The sequence below is a fragment of the Limnoglobus roseus genome (genome assembly GCF_008254045.1).
In the GTDB taxonomy this organism is placed as follows: Bacteria; Planctomycetota; Planctomycetia; order Gemmatales; family Gemmataceae; genus Limnoglobus; species Limnoglobus roseus.
This window is the reverse complement of sequence record NZ_CP042425.1, coordinates 8,817,118-8,838,394: the sequence shown is the minus strand read 5'-3', so window position 1 is coordinate 8,838,394 and position 21,277 is coordinate 8,817,118. Positions and strand designations below refer to the sequence as shown.

Sequence of the window (21,277 nt, the reverse complement as noted above, 5' to 3'; positions counted from 1 at the left end):
CGCCTCGTGCCACGCGGGGGAAAATCCGCGAGGGGAACGGGGCGGTATATCCCCGGCGAAGGGCCGTACCCTCCGGAGTTTCCCCATTCTGATTGGGAGGCGACGTTGCTGGCGATATGTTGAATCGGACGCAGGCTCGCGGTCCTGGCGACGCGGCTCGGCCAACCTCCTCCCGGCCGTAGTCGCGGTCCGCGGCGAGTGCCTGCCCCTGTCGTCTGGGGCTAACCGCCGCAGTCCGCGCCCGGCCACCAATCTGACCCGGGCGAGCGGGCCGCGACTTGGGGGCCGGCCTGTGCCCGTGGCCAACCCTCACTTCATGATTGCCTACGGTCGGCGATCCGCCGGCTTCTCCTTCGGCTCCGCGATCGTGGCCACGCCGCGGGCCTCGGCGGCCGTCAGCCCGAACCGCTTGGCCCAGGCGTCCGGCACCTCGTACACGACGGTCAACTCGACCTTCCCCGCGGCGGCGGCGGACGTCACGTTGTGCACGTCCGCGGTGTTCGGGACGGTGACGGATGCGACCTCGTCCGGTCGGAGGCTCACCCCGCCGAGGGCCGACGCGATCGGGATGACCGACCGCCCTTTGGCGTCCTTCCGGTCGGCCGGCCGGAGGGTCACGGTCGACTTGGTTTCGGTCTGCTCGACGACGGCCGTCAGTCGCTCGGTCATCACCACCGCGTCGCCCGCCGCGACCAGCCGCACGCTCAAGAACGCGACCCGCCCGCCGTCGCCCGTGCCGCTCAGGCTCGCCTCCAGCGTCAGCGGCGACTTGGCCTCGGTCCCCTTCGACGGCGGGGCGGCGACGGCCAGCGGGGCGACAACGAGCAGGGTGACAAGTGCGCGGATCATGGCGTGGTCTCGATACGGATGAGGGCGGCGAGCAATGAGCGTGCCGGTCGGGCTGGCGGGGCAAGGACGATGTGCGGGGCGGCACCCGCCGGCTGAGCGACCGGTCCGGGCGGGGAGGGGCCGGCGTGTCGTCTGGTTCGGCGTCAGTCCGCCTGCGTGGCGGTGTAACACCACGCGAGGAAGTCCTTCTCCTTCTCGAACCGGTACTTGGTGCATCGGATCACCGCGGACGAACTCCATGACGAAATAGGGTCGGCCGCCGGGTGATAGGCCGGCCTCAAAGATGCGAGCGATCGAAGGGTGGTCCATCATGGCCAGGGCCTGCCGCTCAGCCTCAAACCGCGCGAGCACGTGTCGCGTGTCCATCCCGGACCGGATGAACTTAATCGCCACTTCGCGGCGGATGGGGGACTGCTGGTCTGCGCGGTACACCGCCCCCATCCCGCCCTCGGCGACTAACTCCCGGAGGACGTACGGCCCGAGTTGGATCCCGGGCCCCAACTCTTCGGGGCGTTGAAGTCGTCCCCCGTCCAGAGACGCCGGCGGTGTCTCGAGAAAGGCACCCGACCGGAGGTACAGGTCGACGTACAACCCCACCCGTTGGCGGAACTCTTGATCGCCATTGCAGGCACGGTCCAGGTAGGCCCGGCGGCCTTCGGCCGACGGGATTTCGACGGCGTCCGCGAGTATGGTTTCAAACTCTTCGGCACGGCTCATCGGTATCGCCCCGACACGGAGAATCGCTCAATGCCCTACCGAACAGTGCGTAACAGGGGCACCACAAGGCGCGGTCAACTGAAAAATTGTCGGCAATTTTTTGACGGGCCGTTCACTCACGGGTGAGTTCGCCGTAGAGCCATGCTTTGGCGAAGACCCAATCCCTCTTGGCCTTGGCCGTCGAGATCCCCAGTATCTGGGCCGCCTCGGCCACGGACAGGCCCGCGAAATACCGCAGTTCGACAATCCGTGCCTTTCCCGGGTCTTTAGACTCCAATCGGGTCATCGCTTCGTCAACAGACAACAAGTCCTCGGTACGGGGGGGGACGCCGGGGATTAGGTCAGTGTCTTCGAGCACCAACCTGTTCCAGCCCCCGCCCCGCTTGGCCGCGCGCTTCTGGCGACTCGCGTCCACCAGAATTTGACGCATGGCCCGCGCCGCGGCCCCGAAGAAGTGCCCGCGACCCGCCCACTTGCGGTCGTGGTTCGTGCCCACGAGGCGGAGGTAAACCTCATGAACCAGGGCGGTGGGCTGGAGTGTTTGGCCGGGCGATTCGCCTTGTAGTAGGGATGCCGCAAGTTTGCGGAGTTCCTGGTAGATTAGCGGGAGCAAATCGACTGCGGCGAAAAGCTCACCGGGTGCGGGAATCATTTGGTCGATTGAAGTAGAATCCGCCATTTGCCTTGGTCCTGGGTTGATGTCCATGGCCTGGTCGCCGATGCGGAGGCCGGCGCGGGCGCGGTGGGCGTGGAGCTTCCGCTCGGTGATCACCTCGCCGAGGGGGGTGGAGTTGAGCAGCCGGCACAGGTGGGCCGGCCGCAGGCGTCGGGGGTCAGTCGCCATGCCCCTCCCGGGCGACGAGCCAGGCGGCGTAGTGGACGAGGTTGACGGTGCCGTCGCCGTTGGCCGGCGCGCCGGCGGCGAGGTCGGCCCGGAGCATACCTTCGGTGATCGGCAAGCGGCTGGCCCGGGCCAGGATCCGGGCGGCGTCGGGTAGGGGCAGGGCGGCGGGGTTCAGGCCGGGGGTGGCGTCGTCGTCCGGGGGCATGGCGAATCCCTCAGAATCTCGGTATTTTCTTCGACCTGCGCTTCCCGGTTCACGCCCACGCTGTAACTGTCGTGTCACGCCGCGGGTGTGCCGCGGCGGACCCACCCCGAGCGAGGACGACGATCATGGCGAAGGCAAGCACGAAGGCCGCGACGGCGAAGAAGGCCCCCGCCCCGAAGGCGGTCGGGAAGTCAAAGCCAGTGAAGGCCGCAAGCCCGACCGGCGGTTCGAGACCGACAATTCCCCGGCGGTCGCCGAACCGCCGGCCCCGGCGAAACCGGCCCCGCCGAAGGCCGCGGCGCCCGCGGTGGCGAAGAAGGTCAGCGCCCTCGACGCGGCGGCGCGGGTGTTGGGCGAGGCGGGCGTCGCGATGACGACCCTGCAGATGGTCGAGGCGATGGCGGCCAAGGGGTACTGGGCCAGCCCGGCCGGGAAGACGCCGCACGCCACCCTGTACGCCGCCGTCCTCCGGGAGATCGCCGCCAAGGGCCCCGCCGCCCGGTTCCGCAAGGCCGACAAGGGCCTGTTCGCGGCGACGGCCTGACCCGATCCCGCCCGTCGCCCCACGAGGCCCCCTGACGGGGCCTCGGCTCGTTGCGGCCCTTTGTTCCGACCTTTGCCACGGACGCCACCCACGCGAACGTCGGCGACGACGGGGCGATCCGGGTCCGCGGCGGGCGCAGACTTCCAGAACCGCCGGACGGCCACACCGGTAAGAACTGGCTCCGCCCCGAGTCCTTGCGAATCCGATCGCCGCCGGGTACATTCGCCCGGATGAGCACATCGGACCCCTCTCCGCGGCATTTCATCAACACGTACCAACCGTTGGTCCTCACGGCGGCCGGCCGTCGGTCTGCGGTCGCCTTTTCGATCCCACCGTTCGTGGACGGCTCGATCCGGCGGGAGCCGGACCTTGAACACCCCCTGCCCTCGATCACCTGCCTTTGCCGCGGCGACAAGTTTGCCCCCCGCCTTCGGGTCGGCGACACGGTGGCGTACTTCGCCGTAAAGGCGCGGTACGGTCCCGCAACAATGCGACACCGGCGGCTGACGGCCGTGCTCCGCGTCCGTGAGATCCTGCCGTCCCACCCCGAGGCCGCCCGGTGGTACCGGGCCTTGGGCCTGCCGCTCCCGAACAACTGCATGGTGGCGGAGACGGGCCCGAACCCGTTGGACCAGAGCCACCGCCGCCACCGGTTCGACAAGGGGTTGAGCGATGATCGCGTGCTCCGTCGGTGGGACGCCCTGTATCACGTGCGGGCTAGACCGAATGGCGCCTTCGTTGCGTGCGAACCGTTGTTCACCGATTTGTCGTGGGCGGCGCCGGTCGTGACCGACGGCCATCTGGTCGAGGCGTTCGGCCGGGTCCCGGCGACGCGGACGCCCGGCCCCTTGCCGGCGGCCGACTTCGTTGCCCTCATGACCCGCCTGGGCGTTCCCGTTCCGCCTTCCGCCCGGTGAACGCCTCCCACCGGCGGACGATGACGTCCGCGTACAGGGCGTCGAGTTCCATCAGGAACGCCTTCCGCCCGGTCTGCTCGGCCGCGATCAGCGTACTCCCCGACCCGCCGAACAGGTCGAGCACGTGCTCCCCCTCCCGCGACGAGTACCGCATCGCCCGGGCCGCCAACTCGACCGGCTTCTCGGTCAGGTGGACCATCGACTGCGGATTGACTTTCTTCACCGCCCACACGTCCGTCGCGTTGGCCGGCCCGAGGTAGACGTGGGCCGCCCCTTCCCGCCAGCAGTAGAAGCACCACTCGTGGTTGCCCATGAAGTCCTTTCGCGTCAGGACCGGGTGCTCCTTCACCCAGATGACCGCCTGCGAGAAGTACAGGCCGTGCTTCTTGAGGTACGGCGGGTAGTTCGCGCAGTTCGCGTACCCGCCCCAAACGTAGGCGGCGCGGCCGGGGAGCAGCACGCGGGCGACGTTCCCGAACCAGGCGTCGAGTAGGCGGTCGAACTCGGCGTCCGTCACGAAGTCATTGGCCAGCGGCCGGTCCTTCGCCCGGAGCTTCTTCTGCGTCGGCTTGGCCTTCCCGGGGTGCCGCTCGACGTCGAGGGACTGGTGGTGGGTGGTGCCGGCGAACGACGACAGGCCGGCGGCCATCGCGTTGTTGCTCCGCGGCTCGACCTTCACGTTGTATGGCGGGTCCGTGTTCACCAGGTGCACGGGGGCGCCGGCGAGCAGGCGGTCCACGTCCTCGGGTTTCGCGCTGTCGCCGCACAGGAGGCGATGGTCGCCGAGGACCCACAGGTCGCCCGGGTGCGTCTCGGCCGCGTCCGGCGGGAGGGGGACGTCGTCCGGGTCGACGAGCCCCTCCCGCACGTCCCCGCCGAGAAGTCGAGCCAACTCGTCCGGGTCGAACCCGAGCAGATCGAGGTCGCAGTCGGCGGCCTTCAGATCGGCCAGTTCGAGCGGCAGCAGTTCCTTGTCCCAGTCGGCTAACTCGCCGAGCTTGTTGTCGGCGATCCGGTACGCCTTCGCCTGTTCGGGCGTCAGGCCAATGGCGACGTGGACGGGCACTTCGGTCAGGCCCAACTTGATCGCGGCCTTGAGGCGGGTGTGGCCGGCGATCACGACCATCTGCTCGTCGCACACGACCGGCACGCGGAACCCGAAAGCGCGGATGGACGCGGCCACGGCGTCGACGGCGGCGGCGTTGTCCCGCGGGTTGCGGTCGTACGGGGTGAGGGAACGGACGGGGCGGAGTTGGACGAGCACGGCGGGCGCCTCGGACCGGGGTGGTGGGTCGTCCCCCGGCCGCCCACACGCCGGGGAGGGTGCCGCTGGCCCGCGACCGACGGGAGTCCTCGGCCCACCGGCCGCGGGAGGCGGCTACCGGTATGTAATGCCGCGGCGGCCGGATGTGACGCACAACTCGCCCGAGATTTCAAGGATTTCGGCGTTCTCCCCCGGAAAACAAACTGTGACACGGGATGCGGGGTTTCCCCCCGGCCTCATCTTTGAAAGTGCCCGGGAAGGAACCATCGATCGCCCCAGGCCGCCGATCGCCTTCGGTCTCCCCGAAAATCACCCCCGGCCGAAGTCCCGCCACACGCGATTTGTGGCGCTGCCAGACGGGCGCACAGCCTCCTCCTCCCTACCGTTCGACGGGCCAAGGCGTCGTTGCGTCAGCATCGTGCGGAACCTGTGGGACCTGCGGAACGTTTCCCCTACCGGCCTAAATGGGAGAAACAAAAATATACACGAAGGCGTATTTCACCTGCTACGCACGTAAGAGTCTGGAAAAAGGTTCCGCACGTTCCGCACGGCGGCAAAATCCGCTTGGAATCGAGGTATTCCGGTACGGGACGTTGGCAAAAGACGAAGTTCCGCAACGTTCCGCACGTTCCGCACCGGGCGGGAGGTGTGTTGCGGGGACGCCCGGCCCGGTTGCGGGGGCGTGCGGTTCGCCGTGCACGATGTCAGCGGCCGACAACAGCCGAGACGACGGGCCGAGTGCGTGAGGGGATGAGGCAGATGGACGCCTCGTGACATCCGATCCGCGGGTGGGTTGGATGGACGACTTGAGGGCGATCTCGCCCGGCGGAGGGCTACACGAAGAGCGGAGCGTTCTGGTGGACGAAGTGACCGGTGAAGCGCGGCACCCGTTCGGGGCCGTGGTGCCGCAACCTGTGGTCGGCCGCCGGGGATGCCGGCACGTGCCCACAACGCGGGAGCCCCGGCGACCTTAACACAATGGAGGCCGTCTTGTCGGACACCGCCGACAAGTCAGCCCAGCCTGTCGGGGCAGCGGGACCGGGCGTCGGTAACCTTCGCCCAGCGTTCCGCATGCACCCCCAATGCCGATGTCCCAGACGGGAACAACCACTTCACCCACCCGACCAGCTCCCGAAAAGGGGGGCGGGTGTGGTTCCTATCCCCGGGATTGGCGATGTTGGTAGCGCGGGGAGTGGGCCGTCACTCCTTCCCGCTCTCTCGCTTCTTCGCGGCCTCTTTCGCCTCCCGGTCGAGGTCCACGAAGGACTTGATGCCGGTCAGCTCGCGTTCGGGCCGTGCCCGAACGCCGTCCTTCGCGATGACGCCGAACGTCGTCTCACCGTCAGGGCCGACTTCGGCCTGCACGATCACCACCCGCGGCGGACGCTCCTGCTTCTCGTCCTTCTTCAGCCCGGCCGCGGCTGGTAGCGAGCGGTCGGCCGGCGTCCCCTTGCCGTCCAGGTGGAACACGGCCCGGCCCGCGCGCACGTCGTCGGCGGTGGCGGCGCGGCCAAGCGCGGCGACGTTCGGCACGTACACCGACCCCCACGGGGACAGGTCGAGGACGTCCCGCTCCCGCCCGGTCGCCCGGCGGTAGTTGCCGGCGAAGCGGTCGAAGGCCGCCCGGACCGCGGCCAGCCGCGCGTCCGCGTCCTTGAACAGCGGGTGGTACCGAGGCAGGCCGACGACCAGCGCGGCGAGTTGCTCGGCGGCCTTGTCACAGGCCCGTTCCGCCGCCTCGGCCCGCCGAACGGTCGGGTCGGAAAGGAAGTCCGGGGCCGGGCCGCTGGACTCGCCGTCCTTGACCTTGTGCCGAAGACGGGCACCCTCGATGGCGTAGGTCGCCCCGGTCGGGGTCGTGTCGTCCAGCGCCGCCCGCAGGATGCGGAGGCAGTACGGGTGGGCGAACCACGCGGCGTGGTCGCTCCAGCCCGGCGACTCCTTCAGGACGCGGTCGGCCGCCGCCCGGTGTAGCGGGTGTTTCGGGTCGGCCAGCGCGTTGAGGGCGGCGTCGGCCTCCGGCGTGCCGGCCGAGACGAGGTACCCGACGGCGCCGGCGAGTTCGACGGCGCCGGGCTGGTCGTCGTCGTTCGTCCGGGGCTTATCGTTCGCCGGCACGGCGACGAGGCCGCGGCGGAATTCGTCCGCGAACTGCCGGAACGGCTCCGGGTTGCCGAGGAGGTGGGCGGCGAACGCCCACTTCCGCCGCATCCGACCGGTAGCGGCCTTCGTCCGCCCGGCCGCGTCCGCGGCCGCCCGCTTATCGCCCAGGTCGACGAGCGCGAACAGGTAGGCGTCCTCCAGGTGGCGGCGGTGGTAGTCGTGCAGGTCGTCCGTCTTCTTGGCGTCGTGCGCCGCCAGGTCGGCGTCCATCGCGGCCAGGATGGCCTCCGCGACGGTCGGGGCCTTGAACTTCGCGACCGCCGGGTTGGCGCCGCCCGGCGGGTCGCCCGCCCGGTCGGAGAACACGGTGGTCGCGAGCGTCCGGTCGGCGCCCAGGCGGGCGAGGTTGCCGGCCGCCTCCCGCTTGGCCTCGAAGCTCGCCTTCGGGTCGGTCAGCACGGCCATCATCCGCTCGTCGAACGGCAGCCGGCCGTACGCCGTCCAGTACGCCCGCAGGCGGGCGACGGTCGCCTTGACCGTGTCCCCGCCGCGGGCGGTGAAACTGTCGCCGGTGGACACCGGCTCGAACACGCGGACGCGGAGGATGGACATCACGGCCGAGAGCTCCGCCTCTCGAACGCCGAGGACGGTCCGACTGCGGGCGAAGTCCCGCCAGAAGTGGACGGACCGGGTCAGCCGCTCGTCCTTCTCCAGGGCGTCGATCAGGGCCGGGACGCTGGCGTCGCCGACGCGGATCAGTTCCCGGACGCGGCGGTCGCCGGCGAGGTCCACGCCGCCCGGCTGCCCGTCCTGGCGGGCGTCCACCTCGTCGAGGGCGTCGATCAGGTAGGTCGCCTTCCGCGCCGCGTTCCACGTGTCGAACCCGTCCGGCCACGTCTCCGCCGGGGCCTTGCCGAACGTCCCCTTTCCCCGCCGACGTTTCAGGTCGGCCACGATCGCCGTGGCCTGGTCGAAGGGCTCGTCCTTCGCCTCGGTCGGGTAAAGATTGAGCAACCGCTCGCCGTGGGCCAGGGCCTCTTCGTCAGCCCGCACCATGTAGGCGTGCACCAAGCCGGCGAACGCCGCCCAGGCGAGGTCCTCGCGGAGTTGCTTGCGGGGGTCGCCCTTCTCGCCGCGAGGCGCGCGCGCCTCCTTCCGGGCGGCGGCGAGCGCGCGGGCGGCCAGCCCGTCCTGGCCGAGCCGGTAGAGCCACGCCGCCACGGCGAGGTCGTCGGCGTCCAGTCCGCCGACCGCCCGCTTTCCCATCTTGCGGAACGTGTCGTCGTCCGCGTCGCCCTTCTTCGGGGCGGGCGCCGTGTACCGGGCCTTGCACGCGGCCACGAAATCGACTTTTTTGACCTTCGGATCGGGCGGGATCGGAATCGACGCGCCGTCGGTGAAGTGGACGCGGCCGGGCTTGCCGTCCTTGGCGGGGACGAGCCAGCCCTCGGTTGTGCCCTCGTCGGCCGTCGCCCAGACGGTGCGGACGACGACCGGGACGGCGACCCGCTCGGCACCTTTGGGGTCGAACAGGAAGTCCGCCATCAGGCCGTCGAGGTACTTCTTGTCCGCGGCGGCGAGGGTCGGCTCGTCCGCGGCCGCCGGCGGGACGGCGAACTCTGCGACGAGCAACACGACCAAGACCACACAGGAGAGGGGTGCGCGCATGGGTGTTCCGGGCTGAGGGTCAGACGAACGTGGCGCCCCCATTGTGTCCGCGGCCGCGGGCGAACGCAACGCGCCGTTACGATCACGCCGCCGCCGTGGGGAAAAGCTTTCGCCCGGGGCGGCCGGTCGGCCATAATGGCGTGACCGTTCGAGGATCACCGATGGCGAACTTGCACTTGTCCGCCCTGGCCGTCATTTTGTCGATCGCCGTTGCCGGCCCGGGCTTCGCCCAGGCCCCGTCCGTCGCCGACTGCCTCGCCCGGCTGGCGGAGCCGGACGTGTTCGTGTCCGCCCAAGCCCGCCACCAACTCGGCCCGGACGGCCCGTTCCGCAAGCTCGCCGTGCCAGCCCTCCTCGAAGCCCTCGGCGAGAAGGAGTCGCGACGGGACCGGATCGTCCCCACGCTCGCCGATCACGGCGCCGACGCCGTCCCCGGCCTGCTCGCCGCGCTGCGGGGGCCGAACGCCCGCACCCGCGCCGGGGTGGCCGAGGCCCTCGCCGCCATCCGCCCACGGCCCGCAGAGGTGGTCCCGGCACTGATCCGCGCCCTGGACGACTCGGAGCCGGAGGTTCGGCAGGTGGCCGTGAAGGAGTTGGGGAAGGTGCGGCGGCGGGCCGCGGAGGTCGTGCCGCCGTTGCTCGCGAAGGTCCGCGACAGCGACGAGCAGACGCGGGCGGAGGTCGTCACGGCCCTCGGTCGGATGACCCGAGCGCCCGGACCCGCCCTGACGGCGGTGACCGCCGCCCTCAAGGACAAGGACGTGTGGGTCCGGATCGCCGCGGCCGAGGCCCTGACGGGCGTCGGCCCGGCGGTCGAGTCCGCCGCACCCGCCCTGATCGACGCGCTCCGGGTCCGTCGGGAGGATTGGGAACACGCGTCGATCGCGTGGGCGCTCACCAAAGCCGGCCCGGCCGCCGCCCCGGCGGTCCCGCAACTCGTGGAACTGCTCAAGAGCAAGGACGACCGGGCCGTCCGGGCGGCGGCCCGCGCGCTGGGCGCGATCGGCCCCGCGGCCAAGGCGGCAGTGCCCCAACTCCTCGACCTGGCGAAGGACGAGAAGCATCCGGAGCAATTGGCGGCTGTTGACGCCCTCGGCGCGATCGGCCCGGCCGCGAAGGCGGCCGTGCCCCTCTTCACGGCCAAATTGCGGGCCGACTTGCCGGACTACGAGCGGGGCTACGTCGTCGAGGCCCTCGGCGGAATCGGGCCGGATGCCATCGCCACCGTCCCGACCCTCGTCGCCATCGCCCGCGACCGCAGGGTGTCCGCCAGTCTCCGGGGGGAGGCGGCCACCGCCGTCGCCCGGATCGACCCGGCGGCGGCCAAGAAGGAGAAGTTGGAGTACGCCCACCTCGACGTCCGCCTGGGCGAGGTGGCAAAGGTCGCGATCCGGCCGCGGCCGGCGGCGACGCCGGAGCAGGCGGTAAGGGTGAAGGCGCTGATCGCCGCCCTCGCGGACACGAACGGCTCGGACGCCGGACTGTCGGCAACGATGACCGGGTCGGCGTTCGCCCCGCTCCCCGACCGGGCGCGGTTCCAGATGGGGATGCTGACCGCCGAGCGCCACGGCCCGTCGGACGCCTTCCGCACGCTCGTCGAACTCGGCCCGGACGCCCTGCCGTTCCTGCTGGCCGCCCTCGACGACCCGACCCCGACCCGGGTGAAGGTCGATCGAACCCTGGGCGGCTTCTTCGCCGTCGGCGGCCACATGCCCGCGGGAAACCCGTTCAACGCGGTCGAGACGAAGGCCCGGGCCCGCAAGCCGGCCGCCGGTGAGGAGGACGAGGACGACGACCACCCGGCCGGGTACCGGGTGAAGGTCGGGGACGTGTGTTTCGTGGCGCTCGGCCAGATCGTCGGGCGGCCGTACGCGGCCGTGCGGTACATCCCGTCCGGGAACGTGTCGGTCAACAGCGTGAGCGAGTCCCGCGAGGCGCGGGAGCAACTGCGGGCGGCGTGGGGCGGCCCGGACCCGGCAAAGGGGCTGCTCGCTTCGCTGCTGACGGACTTCGCGACCGAGGGGGTGTTCAACGGCAGTTCCCTCGACGGGTGGGACGAGGGGAGCCGGTACCAGGTCGAGGCGGCCGTGCGGCTGCTGTACTACTTTCCGGACGACGCCGGCCCCGTGCTCGCGGCGCGGCTCAAGGGCCTCGACGTGGTGGCCGCGGGCGGGGGCGATGGGGGGATGCTCCGGGACGTCCGCAACCGGGTCCGGACGATCGAGTTCATCCGGGCCGTGGGGTGGGCGAAGGCCGGCCCGGTTCGCGACGCCCTGGCCGACGTCGTCAAGCGGACGGACGACCCAGCGATCCGCCGGGCCGCAGCGGCGGACAAGAAGTAGAGGCCGACAGGCCCGTGGGAGGGTTGAGCCATGCGACCGTATCTGATCCTGCTCCTGACCGGCATGACGGTCGGCCCCGTCGCGGCCGCAGACCCGCCGGCCGAGGTGATCCACGCGGCCACGGTCCACGACGGCCGCCTCCTCTGCCTCTCCGAGGGCGGGGCGGTCGCGGCCTGGGAGCTGAAGACCGGCGCTTACGCGACGGCCGAGGCCGGCCGCCTCTCCCGCAAGGGCCTGAACCGCCTGGAAGGTGACGGCGACAGGCTCTGGGCGGCCGACGGGGCGGCCCTCTACGAGTGGTCCGCGATGGCCGGCGGGTGGGAGAAGCGGGCGGCCTACGAGGCGGGCGGGGAAACCCTCGTCGCGATCGTCCCCGTCGGCGGCACGCCGTACCTCGTCTTCCCGTCCGCCGTCGTCGATCCCGTCGGCAAAAGGCCGTACCCCGTGCCGAAAGTTAAACGCCCCCGGGGCGGCCCGCCCCTCCGCATCCTGGCCACGCACGGGACCGCCGCCCGGCTCTGGGTCGGGACCGGGAACGGGGAGTGGGGCGGCGACCTCCTCGGCCTGGACGTGAAGACCGGCACGTGGGTCCACGACGCCAGCGGCGGGGGGTACGTCACCGGGATCACGCACGCGACGGGGGACGAGGTCATCGTGAGTTGGTCGATGGACCACTTCGGGGCGAGGACGGAGATCTGTGTCCACAAGGCCGACGGGACGAGGAAGACGGAGCACGGCTCCCTCGCCGGCAAGTACTACCAGCGGCTCGCGTACAACCCGGGGGACCGATCGCTCTACGGGATCGAGGCGCGGGACGTCGTGACGATCGAACAGGGGAAGCCGACGAAGGTGGCCGGCCTGGACGGGCGGCTCTTCGAGCGGGAGCCCAACGCGATCGGGGTCGCCCCGGGCGTGCTGGCGCTGATCCCGGCCGGGAAAGGGGCGGTCGTCGTCGTGCCGAAGGTCGGCGGGCCTACGCTCGTCCGGGACGGCAAGGTCACGCGGCTTGTGAAGCCGAAGCCGTAGGAGGGCGCAGGTTCACTTTCTCGGCGAACGTCCGGACCACGACGAGTTACGGATACCACTCTCGCACTCGACGGGCGGTGCCACGCCTTGCGGGATGCGGTTCGCCGCCCGGCTACGGCTACGGGGGGGCGGCCATTCGCCGGTGCCTTGTCCCGAACCGTGGCTGCGGTTGGAGTTTGTCGCGGGACCGACCCGGCCGCCCGATCCGTCGCAGCGCCCCGGCGACGTTTTCCAGCGCGAGGGGTTCCGTGGCCGACCGCGGGCGGACGAAGGCCGGGGCGGGCGCCACGGCCGCCGGGCCGACCTGCCCCACGGCCGTGGCCGTCTACCGCCGCGCCTGGGGGAAGCGTCCGCGTTCCCCGCAGCCCCCGGTCGCGGACAGCCCCTCTCGGCGTCGGGGGGCGTGACGGTCGCATGCCGCCGTCCCGCTTGCGGCCGCACGGCCCGCCGCTTGTGTCCGGCGACGGCCGTTGAGGCGGTCGGCCCCGAAGTGGCGCTGCGGAACGTCGACGGCCTGCAGAACCGCCGCGAGCAAGCAACCAAGTAAGCCGGCGAGCACCGGAATGATCACGAGTGGCCGTACCCCTCAACCGTGCCGGACCCGCGTGTGGGGCGCCAACGAGATTCTGGCGCGGCACGCGGCGCCCGAAGCGGGAGTGGAGCGGCGAGGGCCTTCACGCTTCGGCCCCTCGGTCTGGAGCCCAGGCCCGGGTCCGGTCGGTCTCGCCGGACGGGGACATGGCCGCACAAGGGGACCCGCCCCCGCCGGGCGGGTTACCCGCCCGGCGGGGGCGGCCCGTCGAAGGACACGCGGTACGTCGCGCCGTTTCGGTCGGTAGATCGGCGGAACACGAGCACCCCGCCCGACCGGTGGGGGAACCGCTCGCCGACGTACCGCCCGGCCAGGCACCCCATCCTGGTCGACTGGGACCGCGCCGACCCGTCCCCCAGGTCCTCCCCCAAGAGGTCGTGCCGCCGACAGTACGCGACGAGCTCGCCCGCCGTCCACGTCCCCTGCGGCTCGTCGGCCAGCAGGTCGACGAGGGCCTCGAAGTCCTGCCGGGTCGCGTCGAGCGTCGCCGCCGCCTCGGCCGCGTTCGCCAGGAAGTCGGGCCGCCCGTCGGCCGCGAGGATGCCGCCGACGATCGCCCCCCACTGCTTCCGCTCGAACCGCGTCCGGGCGGCCGCCAGCGGCCGGCCGGCGGCCTTCCACCGCTCGACCATGCCGACCAACTCGCCCAGGACCTCCGCCCGGTGCCGGAGCAGGTCGTCCTCCGGGTCGGCGATCGTGAACGCCCGGCCGGCCGGGTCCCCCTCGTGGTGCAGGTTCACCACGACGCTCCGCGTCACCAGGTCGCGGCTGACGTTGGCCGCGTTCGCCGTCACGCAGAAGATCAGCGAGTTCTCGGCCCGGATGGTGAGCGACTGGCCGAGGAGGCGGAACGACACGACGGCGTCCGTGATCGACCGCTCGAGGCACGGGGAGCTGATGCACCCGTCCCGGCCCTTGGCCTTCGCGTTGTCGACGACGAGGGTCGTCTCCCCCCGCCGGACGCCGGCCCCGAGCCGCTTCTCGAACTCCTCGTCGTTCGGGTTGTACGACACCGTCTCGGCGTGCCGGCCGTCCCGCAGGAGGGCGACCATCTGGGCGAGCATGGTCTTGCCGAGGCCGGGCTGGTTGCCGTTGAACAGGACGGCCGGCTTGCACCCGACGAACCGGGGCATGAGGACGGCCGTCAGGAGGACGCCCAGGTAGTTCGTCCGGTCGCCGGGGGTGCGGAAGCAGAAGTCGTGGAGCAGGGCGTCCAGACGCGGGGTCGCCGGCCGGGGCTCGACGGCCTCGGCCGCCGTGTACACGCCGGACCCGGGGTCGTACCCCGGCGACAGGAGCCGCCAGTCGTCGGCGTACACCGGGTTGCGGGTGAACAGGGTGATTTTCGGGAACCGGCCGAGCTGGACGGACTGGTTCAGGAAGGTGTTGCCGTACCCGGGCGGGAGGGGCTTGAACGCCCCGCCCTTGGTATCGACGAAGAACAGCTCGGCGTGCTCGTTGACCAGGCCGGCGAGTTCGGGGTGGGTGAGGATTGGCTTGACCTCGTCCCCGCGGACGCGGACGAGCTGACCGGCCCGCGTGTAGCAGGTGCCCGACGCCAGCAGGCGGTGGGCGATCCGGCCGAGCGTCTCGGCCACGGGCGTCGTGGCCGCGGCGACCTCGATCGTCGGCCGGCCGTCCTCGGGCGGACCGGCGTCGTCAACCGAGCCATCCCGGTCGGCGTCGTTTCCGCCCTCCGGACCCGCGTCCGCCACGCCCCGACGGGCGCACCCGCCGAACGGGGCTTCGGGGGCCGGCGGCTTGATCTGGTCGTACGTATCCTCGCGGACCTGCCGCTCGGCGCTCGCCCACGTCCGGTCGAAGTACCCGCGGCCCTGCTCGGCGAACTTGCCGACGCCTTCGACCCGGGACCACACGTCGTCCGCCCCGATGCCCGTGCGGATCGCAAAGCAACAGACGGCGAAGTCGGCCTCGGACCGGTAGCCCACAGCGGCGATCCCGCACGCGGCCACCAGGCGGGCCAGTTGATCGAGCTTGCCGGCCGACGGCTTCCGGACGCAGGGTAGCGGCATGGCCGCCACCTGTTTCGCCCGCTCGGCCTCGCGCGAACACGCCTTGTACGGCTCGAACGCGGCGAGCGGGTACCGCCGCGACGGGTCGCAGACGATCAACGCCGTCGGCTTCGGGGCCGCGCCGCACTGCTCATCCTTGCGATTCGGCGGACCGGGCAGGCGGAGCAGGCGGGCCAAGTCTTGTGTGTGGTCGCCGCCGACGGCGTGGGCGACCCCGGCGATCACGTCCTGCAGGTGCTCGGCCTTGGCCGAGAGCCGTGCGGCCGCCGACCGGCCGTCGAGGTAGATGCGGTCGCCGTCCTCGACCACGTACTTGCGGGGCTTGTTCGGCACGGTCCCCTTCGGCGGCCACTCCTGCATCACCGGCGGCGGGTCGCCCGCGTCATCGATGAGGTACGGCGTGTCGAGCAGCCAGTAGAGGTGGACGCCGTTGCCCGAGTGCACGACGATCGACGGCTCCGGCAGGCCGGCCGCCGCCACCCGCCGGAGGGCGTCCTCGACGGAGATGCGGTCGATGTCGACCCACACCGCCCGGACGGTGCGGACCTGCCAGGCGAGGTCGTACTGGCCGCCCCCGGCGAACCGCGGGCAGACGCCCACGAACACGTTGTACCGCTCGGCCGCGGTTGCGGGCAGGAAGGCGGCCAGCCGGGCCGGTAGGCGGTCCGGGTCGGCCGGCCAATGCCGGATCAACTTGTAGCCGACCCGGCTTCGCTTCCGGCCGGCCTCCGTCCAGGTCTCGATCGGCCGGATCACGATCGTGTCGGCCGGGTCGAACAAGGCGGCGACGAACCGGGCGATCGTTGTGACGACCGGGTCTTGGTCTGTCGTGGGGGTGGGCTCAGCCACAGGCCACCTCCGTTTCGTTGCCAGCGAGGGAGACCGTCGTCTGGAAGTGGCGGCGGATGTGGGCGACCCGGCGTTGCAGGGACGACCGCGGCGTGCCCAACGCGCGGGCCGCCTCGGCCAACGACTGGGTCGTTAGCCGCACCGCCAACGGTTGCAGGGACGAGGGCAAGCCGGCGAGGCGGTCGTGGACATCGAGGCGGCGGTCGGCGGCCGCCTGATCGGCGGCGGCGAACGGGCAGGCGACGTCGCTCGCGAGCGGGCGGACGCGGGAGACGGCCCGCTTGGACGCATGCCTCTCACGGAGTAGCATGGCGACGGCCGTCTGGACGGTCGTGACGACGAACGCCTCGACGGTCCCGCGGGCCGGGTCGTACTGCGGGAGGGCGCGGACGAGGGCCAGGCGGAGCTCTTGCCCAATGTCGTCGGCGTCGAGGGGGAACACGTCGGCCCGGCGGGCGAGCCGGCGGGCCTTGCGGCGGATCAGGTCGTGGGCGAACGCCCCGACCACGGCGTCAGAGGGAAACATGAGGACTCCTGCCGGCCGGGCCGGCGGCCTCGGCCCGGGCGGGTCACGCCCGGGCCGCTCACGAGTCCGTCCGCCGCGCGGTCGGGAGGTCGTCGAGAAGGGTGAAAGAAAGCAACGACAAGGATGACAACGGGTCCGCTACGCGAGCGTCTCGACGCGGACGAGGCGGGCCGGGAGGCCGTGCCGGACCTCGACGGTCACGCCCGCCCCGTCCGGCAGGCGGGCGAACTCCTGGATCAACTCGACATGGGCGAGCTTCAGCTGGAAGTCGGCCGCGTCGATCGGCGGCCGGCCGCCGGCGTCCCCGCCGCCGAGCTTCCGCTCGTGCCGGGCCACGCACCCGGGGCCGAACACCGGCTCGCCTCGGCGGACGCCGAGGCCCTCAACGGAACCGAAGCCGACGGCCTGGCAGGTGCGGAACACCCGTTGCCAGGGCGGTGAGAGGTGGGAGAAGTGGGTCGCCAAACTCGTGCGCGTTGTGGCCATCGTCGAGCCCTCCGATCGGGGGCGATTCGGCCGTGGACAACATCGTGGCCGCGATCGCGAATCGCCTACGAAGGGACGCACTGGCGGGAACTGGCGGGAGGGGTGTTCGGGCCGAAGTAGAGTCGGAATGTCGTCGACAAGTGCCCAGATCTTAGACACTTAGGAAAAATCGTGAGAAAATGCCCGGCGGGTCCGTCAAATCGCTGGCGGACCCCTGGCCCGCCAGCGATCACTTCGGACGCGAGCCGAACGTGACGTGCCCGCCGTCGGTCGGGATCAGGTACCGGACGACGAACCCGGTACAGACCGTCTTCTTCCGGACGACGAACAGCGTGTGGGCCTTGTCGGTCGGCCCGCCGATCAAAGCCCGGATCTCCCGGCGGAGGTCGGCCAGGGTGTCGGTCAGGGACTTCCGCGCGCCGGACGGGATCGCCCGGAGGCCGTCGGTCGCGAGGCGGGCGGCCTCGACTTCCCCGGGCCGGGCTCGCCCGTCCCGCCCCCCGGACGATTGCCCCGCGGTGACGCCCAGGGCGGCGAGCAACGCCGCCGTGTCGACCGTCGTCCCGTCCGCGGACCGGGCCGCGTGGTCCAGAACCGCCCTCCACCGATCGCCCCGCAGGTCGAGCGGCGCCCACTTGCCCGTCGGAACCCGATCGCCGAGGGCGGGGACGGGCGTGGCCGCCCAGTACGCCCGCGCCGCATCGATGCCGATCGCGAGATCGGCCCAGCGGGCGACGCGGAACGCGGCGTTCGGAGTTGGCGTTTTTGCGGGTTCCGGCGGGAACTCCGGTCCGCTTACCGTCAAGGTGGTCGCGGTGACGGTGCAATTCTGTGCGGCAACGTAAACCGAGGGGGCCGGAGTGGCGGCCGCCCGGCCGCGGAGGACGAGCCGGGCGGCCGCCACCTCCTGGTGAAGTAACGCCAACACCCGCCGCGCGGGCGGCACCCCGTCTCGCGTGATCAGGTCGTAGACGCCCTTCACCGAGAGGTGGTCGCCGACAGCCCGTTCCGGGGCCCGCGCCCGCCCCCAAAGGTTCTCGGCGGTGCGGGTCACGTTGATCCCCAGGTTCATGGCCGCCGGGGCGTCGAACGTTCCGCCGCCGGCCAGTCCGAGCCCCCGCTCGACCCGAACTTCCTGCAGGAACGCCTCCAGGGTGGCCACCTCGCGGCGGTCCATCTCCAGTTTCCGGGTAACCCGCCGGAGGACGCGACCGACGACCAACTCGTCCCACCACTGCCGCCGCCCGCGGAGGACGTCTTGACTCTGGTCGAGCAGAGTCTGAAGGAAGTGGGCGTACGCCACCACCCGCTGTTCTAGGTCGGCGGCCATCGTCTCGACCATCCGAAGGTCGGCGGGGCGGGCGGCATTCACTTCGTAGATCGGCCGGAATTCCTCCGCCGTCATCTGGTGGGCGTCAAACGCCAGGCGGGCCCGCTCGTACTCGTCGGCCGGCGGCCGGAGCCCGAACCGGACGCGGAAACGGGTGTCCCCGATGAGTTCGTAGAGGCCGGCAAGGATCTGGACCCACTCGTCCGGGTCGCGGCCCCCCGCGAGTTGAGGGTTACGGTCCAGCGCCTCCTGCGCCACGGCCCGGGCGTGCGGGGTCGGTGGGTCTTCGTCCACGGTTACGCCTTCCTCGGGTCGTCGTTCTTCGGCCGGGCAAGATTCTCCCTCGGTTATGGTGCGGGCGTGCCGGCTTTCGCAATGTCAGTGGGCGTACGCTTTCGTGGCGCAGGTCATCGTGTGGAAGTATGTCGATCATCTGCCCTTGAACCGCCAAGAACAGATCTTCGCACGGCAGGGTTGGCCCGTGTATCGCACCCGCTTGTGCTACCTGATCGTGAAGTGCGCCACGCTGCTCGATCCCGTCTTCCGGCTCATGATCGCCCGGGTGGAAGCGTCGTTCGCGATCCACGCCGACGAGTCCCCGGGGCAGTTGTTGAAGCCCGCCCGCACCGCCTACACTTGGATCTACCTCGGCGATGCGGCCCATCCCTACACGCACTTCGACTTCACCGCCGGCCGGGGCGAAGAGCACCCCGCCAAGTTCCTCGAAGGGTATCGGGGCTTCGTGCACGCCGACGCCTATTCCGGCTACAACGCGGTCCACGGGTCCGGAGCCCGACACTTCGGTTGCTGGGCCCACGTTCGGCGGAAGTTCGTCGAAGCCCCGGAGAGCAGTCCGGCTCAGGCGAGTCGAGCCTTGGCTTACATCCGCACGCTTTTCCGCCGTCGAACGCGACATCGCCGACGGAAGGTGGAAGGGCGAGTACGTCGTGCACCTGCGGCGAACGCGGGCCGGGCCGATCCTCGAACAGTTCGGGACTTGGCTGGACGACGAACACCGCACGGCGATGTCCATGAGCTCCTTCGGACAGGCGCTGTCGTAAGCCCGCAACCAATGGCCCACGCTTTCACGCTACGGAGTGGACGCCCGTTTCGCCATCGACAACAACGTCGCCGAACGCTCCGTGCGACCTCTCGCCGTCGGACGCAAAAACTGGCCCTTCCGCGGCGGGAACGGCGGCCTCGCCACCGTCCGTGTGCTGATGTGCCTCTGCGCCGGTGCCAAACGGCACCGGTTGAACCCGTCGCTCTACCTCATCGACCTGTTCGATGAACCCGCCGACAAGCCGGCCGACGTGACCACCTCCTACCCGACGCCTGGGCACAACGCCACGGCACCATCGATCCGCACTCCCGCGGTTGATCAAAACGGCCGCGGGCGTAAGGTCGTCCAAATTCGCGAACTGCCCAAAAGTACGCGATGGCCTTGGGGAAAAGGGGGTGGATGAAGTGTGGTAACTCCTTCCAATACCAAACCTTCAATCACCGCGATACTCTTTTACTCGCATTACGATGAAATATCCGGCCTAAGGGGTGACGGACCCGGCGGATCGAATGTAACCGCCGGGTCGTCGATTCGTTCAGCCGTTCATCATTTCCTTGATCTGCTTGGTGGCGATGCCGATGGGGCGGTCGAGGGGAACTCCCATACAAGCGAGGAGTGTCGTGAGCAGGTCGCCTTGATTGCCCTTCGAAAGGATGCAACGGCCGGTCTTGAGCGACCCGCCACCGCCGCCCGCAATGATGAACGGGAGGTTTTCCCGCGTGTGCTGGTCGCCGTCTTCGAGGCCCGATCCCCACATCATCATGCAGTTGTCGAGCAGGGTGCCGTTCCCTTCCTTGAGCTTGGCCATTTTGTTCACCATGTAGGCGAACTGAGAGATGTTGAAGGCGGTGATGGCCGCGACCTTGGCCTTGGTTTCCGGCTTATTTCCGTGGTGGGTGAACGAGTGGTGTTCGCCCAGGCCGAGTTCGGGGTACGTCACGCCGTTCGGAGTGGACCCGATGTAGGTGCTGACGCGGGTGGTGTCCGTTTGGAAGGCGAGTACGTTGAGGTCGCACATCACCTGCATGTACTCGCTGCGCTTGTCGCCGGACGGTATTTTGATTTCGATGGGGGCGGAGTCGGTGGCGTTGCGTTTGCTCGGGCCGACGCCCGCTTTTTCGAACGCGGCATCTTGCTGTCTCTTTTCGATCGCCGCGATGCGGCGTTCGACGGCACGAACGCTATCGAGGTACTCGTCGAGCTTGTGTTGATCGTCCTGAGGGAGTTTCTTGCGGAGGTCTCGGGCCCCGCCGATGACGAGGTCGAGCATGCTCCGGTCGAGGGGGTCATGTCGCGGTGCGGCGCCGGGCTTGTCGGCCTTGCCGAACAGGCGGTTGAGGACGTTTCGCGGATTGATCTCCGCGGGCACCGACTGCGTCGGCGAACGGAAACTGCAATGCGAGTAGTACCCTTCGTTCAAGCCTTCTTGATTTTCCTTGTGCGTCTGCGGCATGGTCGCCAATTCGAGCGACGGCAGCGAGGTCAACCCGCCGACGTAGTTCGCGGCAATCTGGTCGGCGGAGATCGCGATGTCGATCTTGTTGCGGTGGTCGGCGTTGGGCAGCGTCGCCGTCAGCCACGTCGAAAGCTCCAAGGCGTGCGGGGCACCGTTGAACGGCTTGATCGCCACCCCGGAGATGCCCTTCACCATAAGGCACTGGTTCAACACGGGCCGCAGCGAATCGAGGGCCGGTGGCGGTTGGGTCAGGAAATTGTCCGGGTTGGTCGGCCAGAATTGATCCATGATCACGCCGTGGGGCATGTACATGAAGGCGAGTCTCACCGGCGGCTTGGCGGGCTTGCCCTTGGTATCGCCAGCCCAGCCGACCGAACTGAAAAGGGGGAGAGCGAGGGTGGCCCCGATGCCTTTTAAGCAGGCGCGTCGGTCGAGCACGGCTTTCCGGGTCATCATTTGCACC

Annotated in this window: 14 protein-coding genes and 2 pseudogenes; 6 read left to right on the top strand and 10 right to left on the bottom strand. The window is 70.4% G+C overall.

Features of this window, described 5'->3' with window-relative positions; translation table 11 throughout:
• Nucleotides 1-324 precede the first annotated feature (324 nt).
• The 3 genes from PX52LOC_RS37930 to PX52LOC_RS37920 form a co-directional block, all read right to left on the bottom strand.
• Nucleotides 325-849: a hypothetical protein gene (locus PX52LOC_RS37930; RefSeq protein WP_149114959.1), complete on the bottom strand. Its 525-nt coding sequence runs from the start codon at nucleotides 847-849 to the stop codon at nucleotides 325-327.
• Nucleotides 850-1,678: 829 nt separating this feature from the next.
• Nucleotides 1,679-2,410 carry a sigma-70 family RNA polymerase sigma factor gene (locus PX52LOC_RS37925; RefSeq protein WP_315853284.1) on the bottom strand — a complete coding sequence of 244 codons (732 nt, stop codon included), beginning with the start codon at nucleotides 2,408-2,410 and terminating at the stop codon, nucleotides 1,679-1,681.
• Nucleotides 2,400-2,615, bottom strand: coding sequence for a hypothetical protein (locus tag PX52LOC_RS37920; RefSeq protein ID WP_149114958.1), 216 nt, complete (start codon nucleotides 2,613-2,615; stop codon nucleotides 2,400-2,402). Before PX52LOC_RS37920 ends, PX52LOC_RS37925 begins: the two co-directional genes overlap by 11 nt.
• A gap of 85 nt (nucleotides 2,616-2,700) precedes the next feature.
• Here PX52LOC_RS37920 and PX52LOC_RS41465 point away from each other — a divergent pair, with 85 nt between their 5' ends.
• Entirely contained in the window at nucleotides 2,701-3,159 is a 459-nt protein-coding gene (locus tag PX52LOC_RS41465; RefSeq protein WP_168219462.1) for an HTH domain-containing protein, read from the top strand.
• Between the two features lie 230 nt (nucleotides 3,160-3,389).
• Nucleotides 3,390-4,076: a hypothetical protein gene (locus tag PX52LOC_RS37905; protein ID WP_149114955.1), complete on the top strand. Its 687-nt coding sequence runs from the start codon at nucleotides 3,390-3,392 to the stop codon at nucleotides 4,074-4,076.
• Here the strand turns inward: PX52LOC_RS37905 and PX52LOC_RS37900 are convergent.
• Nucleotides 4,033-5,340 (bottom strand): DNA modification methylase, encoded by a 1,308-nt coding sequence (locus tag PX52LOC_RS37900; RefSeq protein WP_149114954.1) that lies wholly within the window; start codon nucleotides 5,338-5,340, stop codon nucleotides 4,033-4,035. The genes PX52LOC_RS37905 and PX52LOC_RS37900 overlap by 44 nt on opposite strands.
• A gap of 1,200 nt (nucleotides 5,341-6,540) precedes the next feature.
• Nucleotides 6,541-9,111, bottom strand: coding sequence for a hypothetical protein (locus tag PX52LOC_RS37895; protein ID WP_149114953.1), 2,571 nt, complete (start codon nucleotides 9,109-9,111; stop codon nucleotides 6,541-6,543).
• 161 nt (nucleotides 9,112-9,272) lie between these two features.
• On the opposite strand from PX52LOC_RS37895, the gene PX52LOC_RS37890 reads away from it, so the two are divergent.
• Both PX52LOC_RS37890 and PX52LOC_RS37885 read left to right on the top strand, forming a co-directional pair.
• Complete coding sequence (locus PX52LOC_RS37890; RefSeq protein WP_149114952.1) at nucleotides 9,273-11,453, top strand: HEAT repeat domain-containing protein; 2,181 nt, start codon at nucleotides 9,273-9,275, stop codon at nucleotides 11,451-11,453.
• A gap of 30 nt (nucleotides 11,454-11,483) precedes the next feature.
• Nucleotides 11,484-12,479 (top strand): hypothetical protein, encoded by a 996-nt coding sequence (locus PX52LOC_RS37885; RefSeq protein WP_149114951.1) that lies wholly within the window; start codon nucleotides 11,484-11,486, stop codon nucleotides 12,477-12,479.
• A 774-nt stretch (nucleotides 12,480-13,253) separates the two neighbouring features.
• On the opposite strand, the gene PX52LOC_RS37880 is transcribed toward PX52LOC_RS37885, so the two are convergent.
• The 4 genes from PX52LOC_RS37880 to PX52LOC_RS37865 form a co-directional block, all read right to left on the bottom strand.
• Nucleotides 13,254-15,953: a hypothetical protein gene (locus PX52LOC_RS37880; protein WP_149114950.1), complete on the bottom strand. Its 2,700-nt coding sequence runs from the start codon at nucleotides 15,951-15,953 to the stop codon at nucleotides 13,254-13,256.
• The gene (locus PX52LOC_RS37875; RefSeq protein WP_149114949.1) at nucleotides 15,946-16,479 is read right to left on the bottom strand and encodes a sigma factor; all 534 of its coding nucleotides are present in this window, start codon (nucleotides 16,477-16,479) and stop codon (nucleotides 15,946-15,948) included. Before PX52LOC_RS37875 ends, PX52LOC_RS37880 begins: the two co-directional genes overlap by 8 nt.
• Nucleotides 16,480-16,617: 138 nt before the next feature.
• A complete protein-coding gene (locus PX52LOC_RS37870) occupies nucleotides 16,618-16,965 on the bottom strand; it encodes a hypothetical protein (RefSeq protein WP_149114948.1) in 348 nt (115 codons plus the stop codon).
• Between the two features lie 229 nt (nucleotides 16,966-17,194).
• Nucleotides 17,195-18,589 carry a hypothetical protein gene (locus PX52LOC_RS37865; protein WP_149114947.1) on the bottom strand — a complete coding sequence of 465 codons (1,395 nt, stop codon included), beginning with the start codon at nucleotides 18,587-18,589 and terminating at the stop codon, nucleotides 17,195-17,197.
• 55 nt (nucleotides 18,590-18,644) lie between these two features.
• Here PX52LOC_RS37865 and PX52LOC_RS44335 point away from each other — a divergent pair.
• Together PX52LOC_RS44335 and PX52LOC_RS44330 are read left to right on the top strand one after the other, a co-directional pair.
• Nucleotides 18,645-19,184 (top strand): annotated as a pseudogene (locus PX52LOC_RS44335) (IS66 family transposase); the annotation flags it as partial.
• A 187-nt stretch (nucleotides 19,185-19,371) separates the two neighbouring features.
• Nucleotides 19,372-19,761, top strand: a pseudogene (locus tag PX52LOC_RS44330) (IS66 family transposase); the annotation flags it as partial.
• A 132-nt stretch (nucleotides 19,762-19,893) separates the two neighbouring features.
• Here the strand turns inward: PX52LOC_RS44330 and PX52LOC_RS37850 are convergent.
• Nucleotides 19,894-21,270 (bottom strand): DUF1552 domain-containing protein, encoded by a 1,377-nt coding sequence (locus PX52LOC_RS37850; protein ID WP_246173590.1) that lies wholly within the window; start codon nucleotides 21,268-21,270, stop codon nucleotides 19,894-19,896.
• Nucleotides 21,271-21,277: the final 7 nt, after the last annotated feature.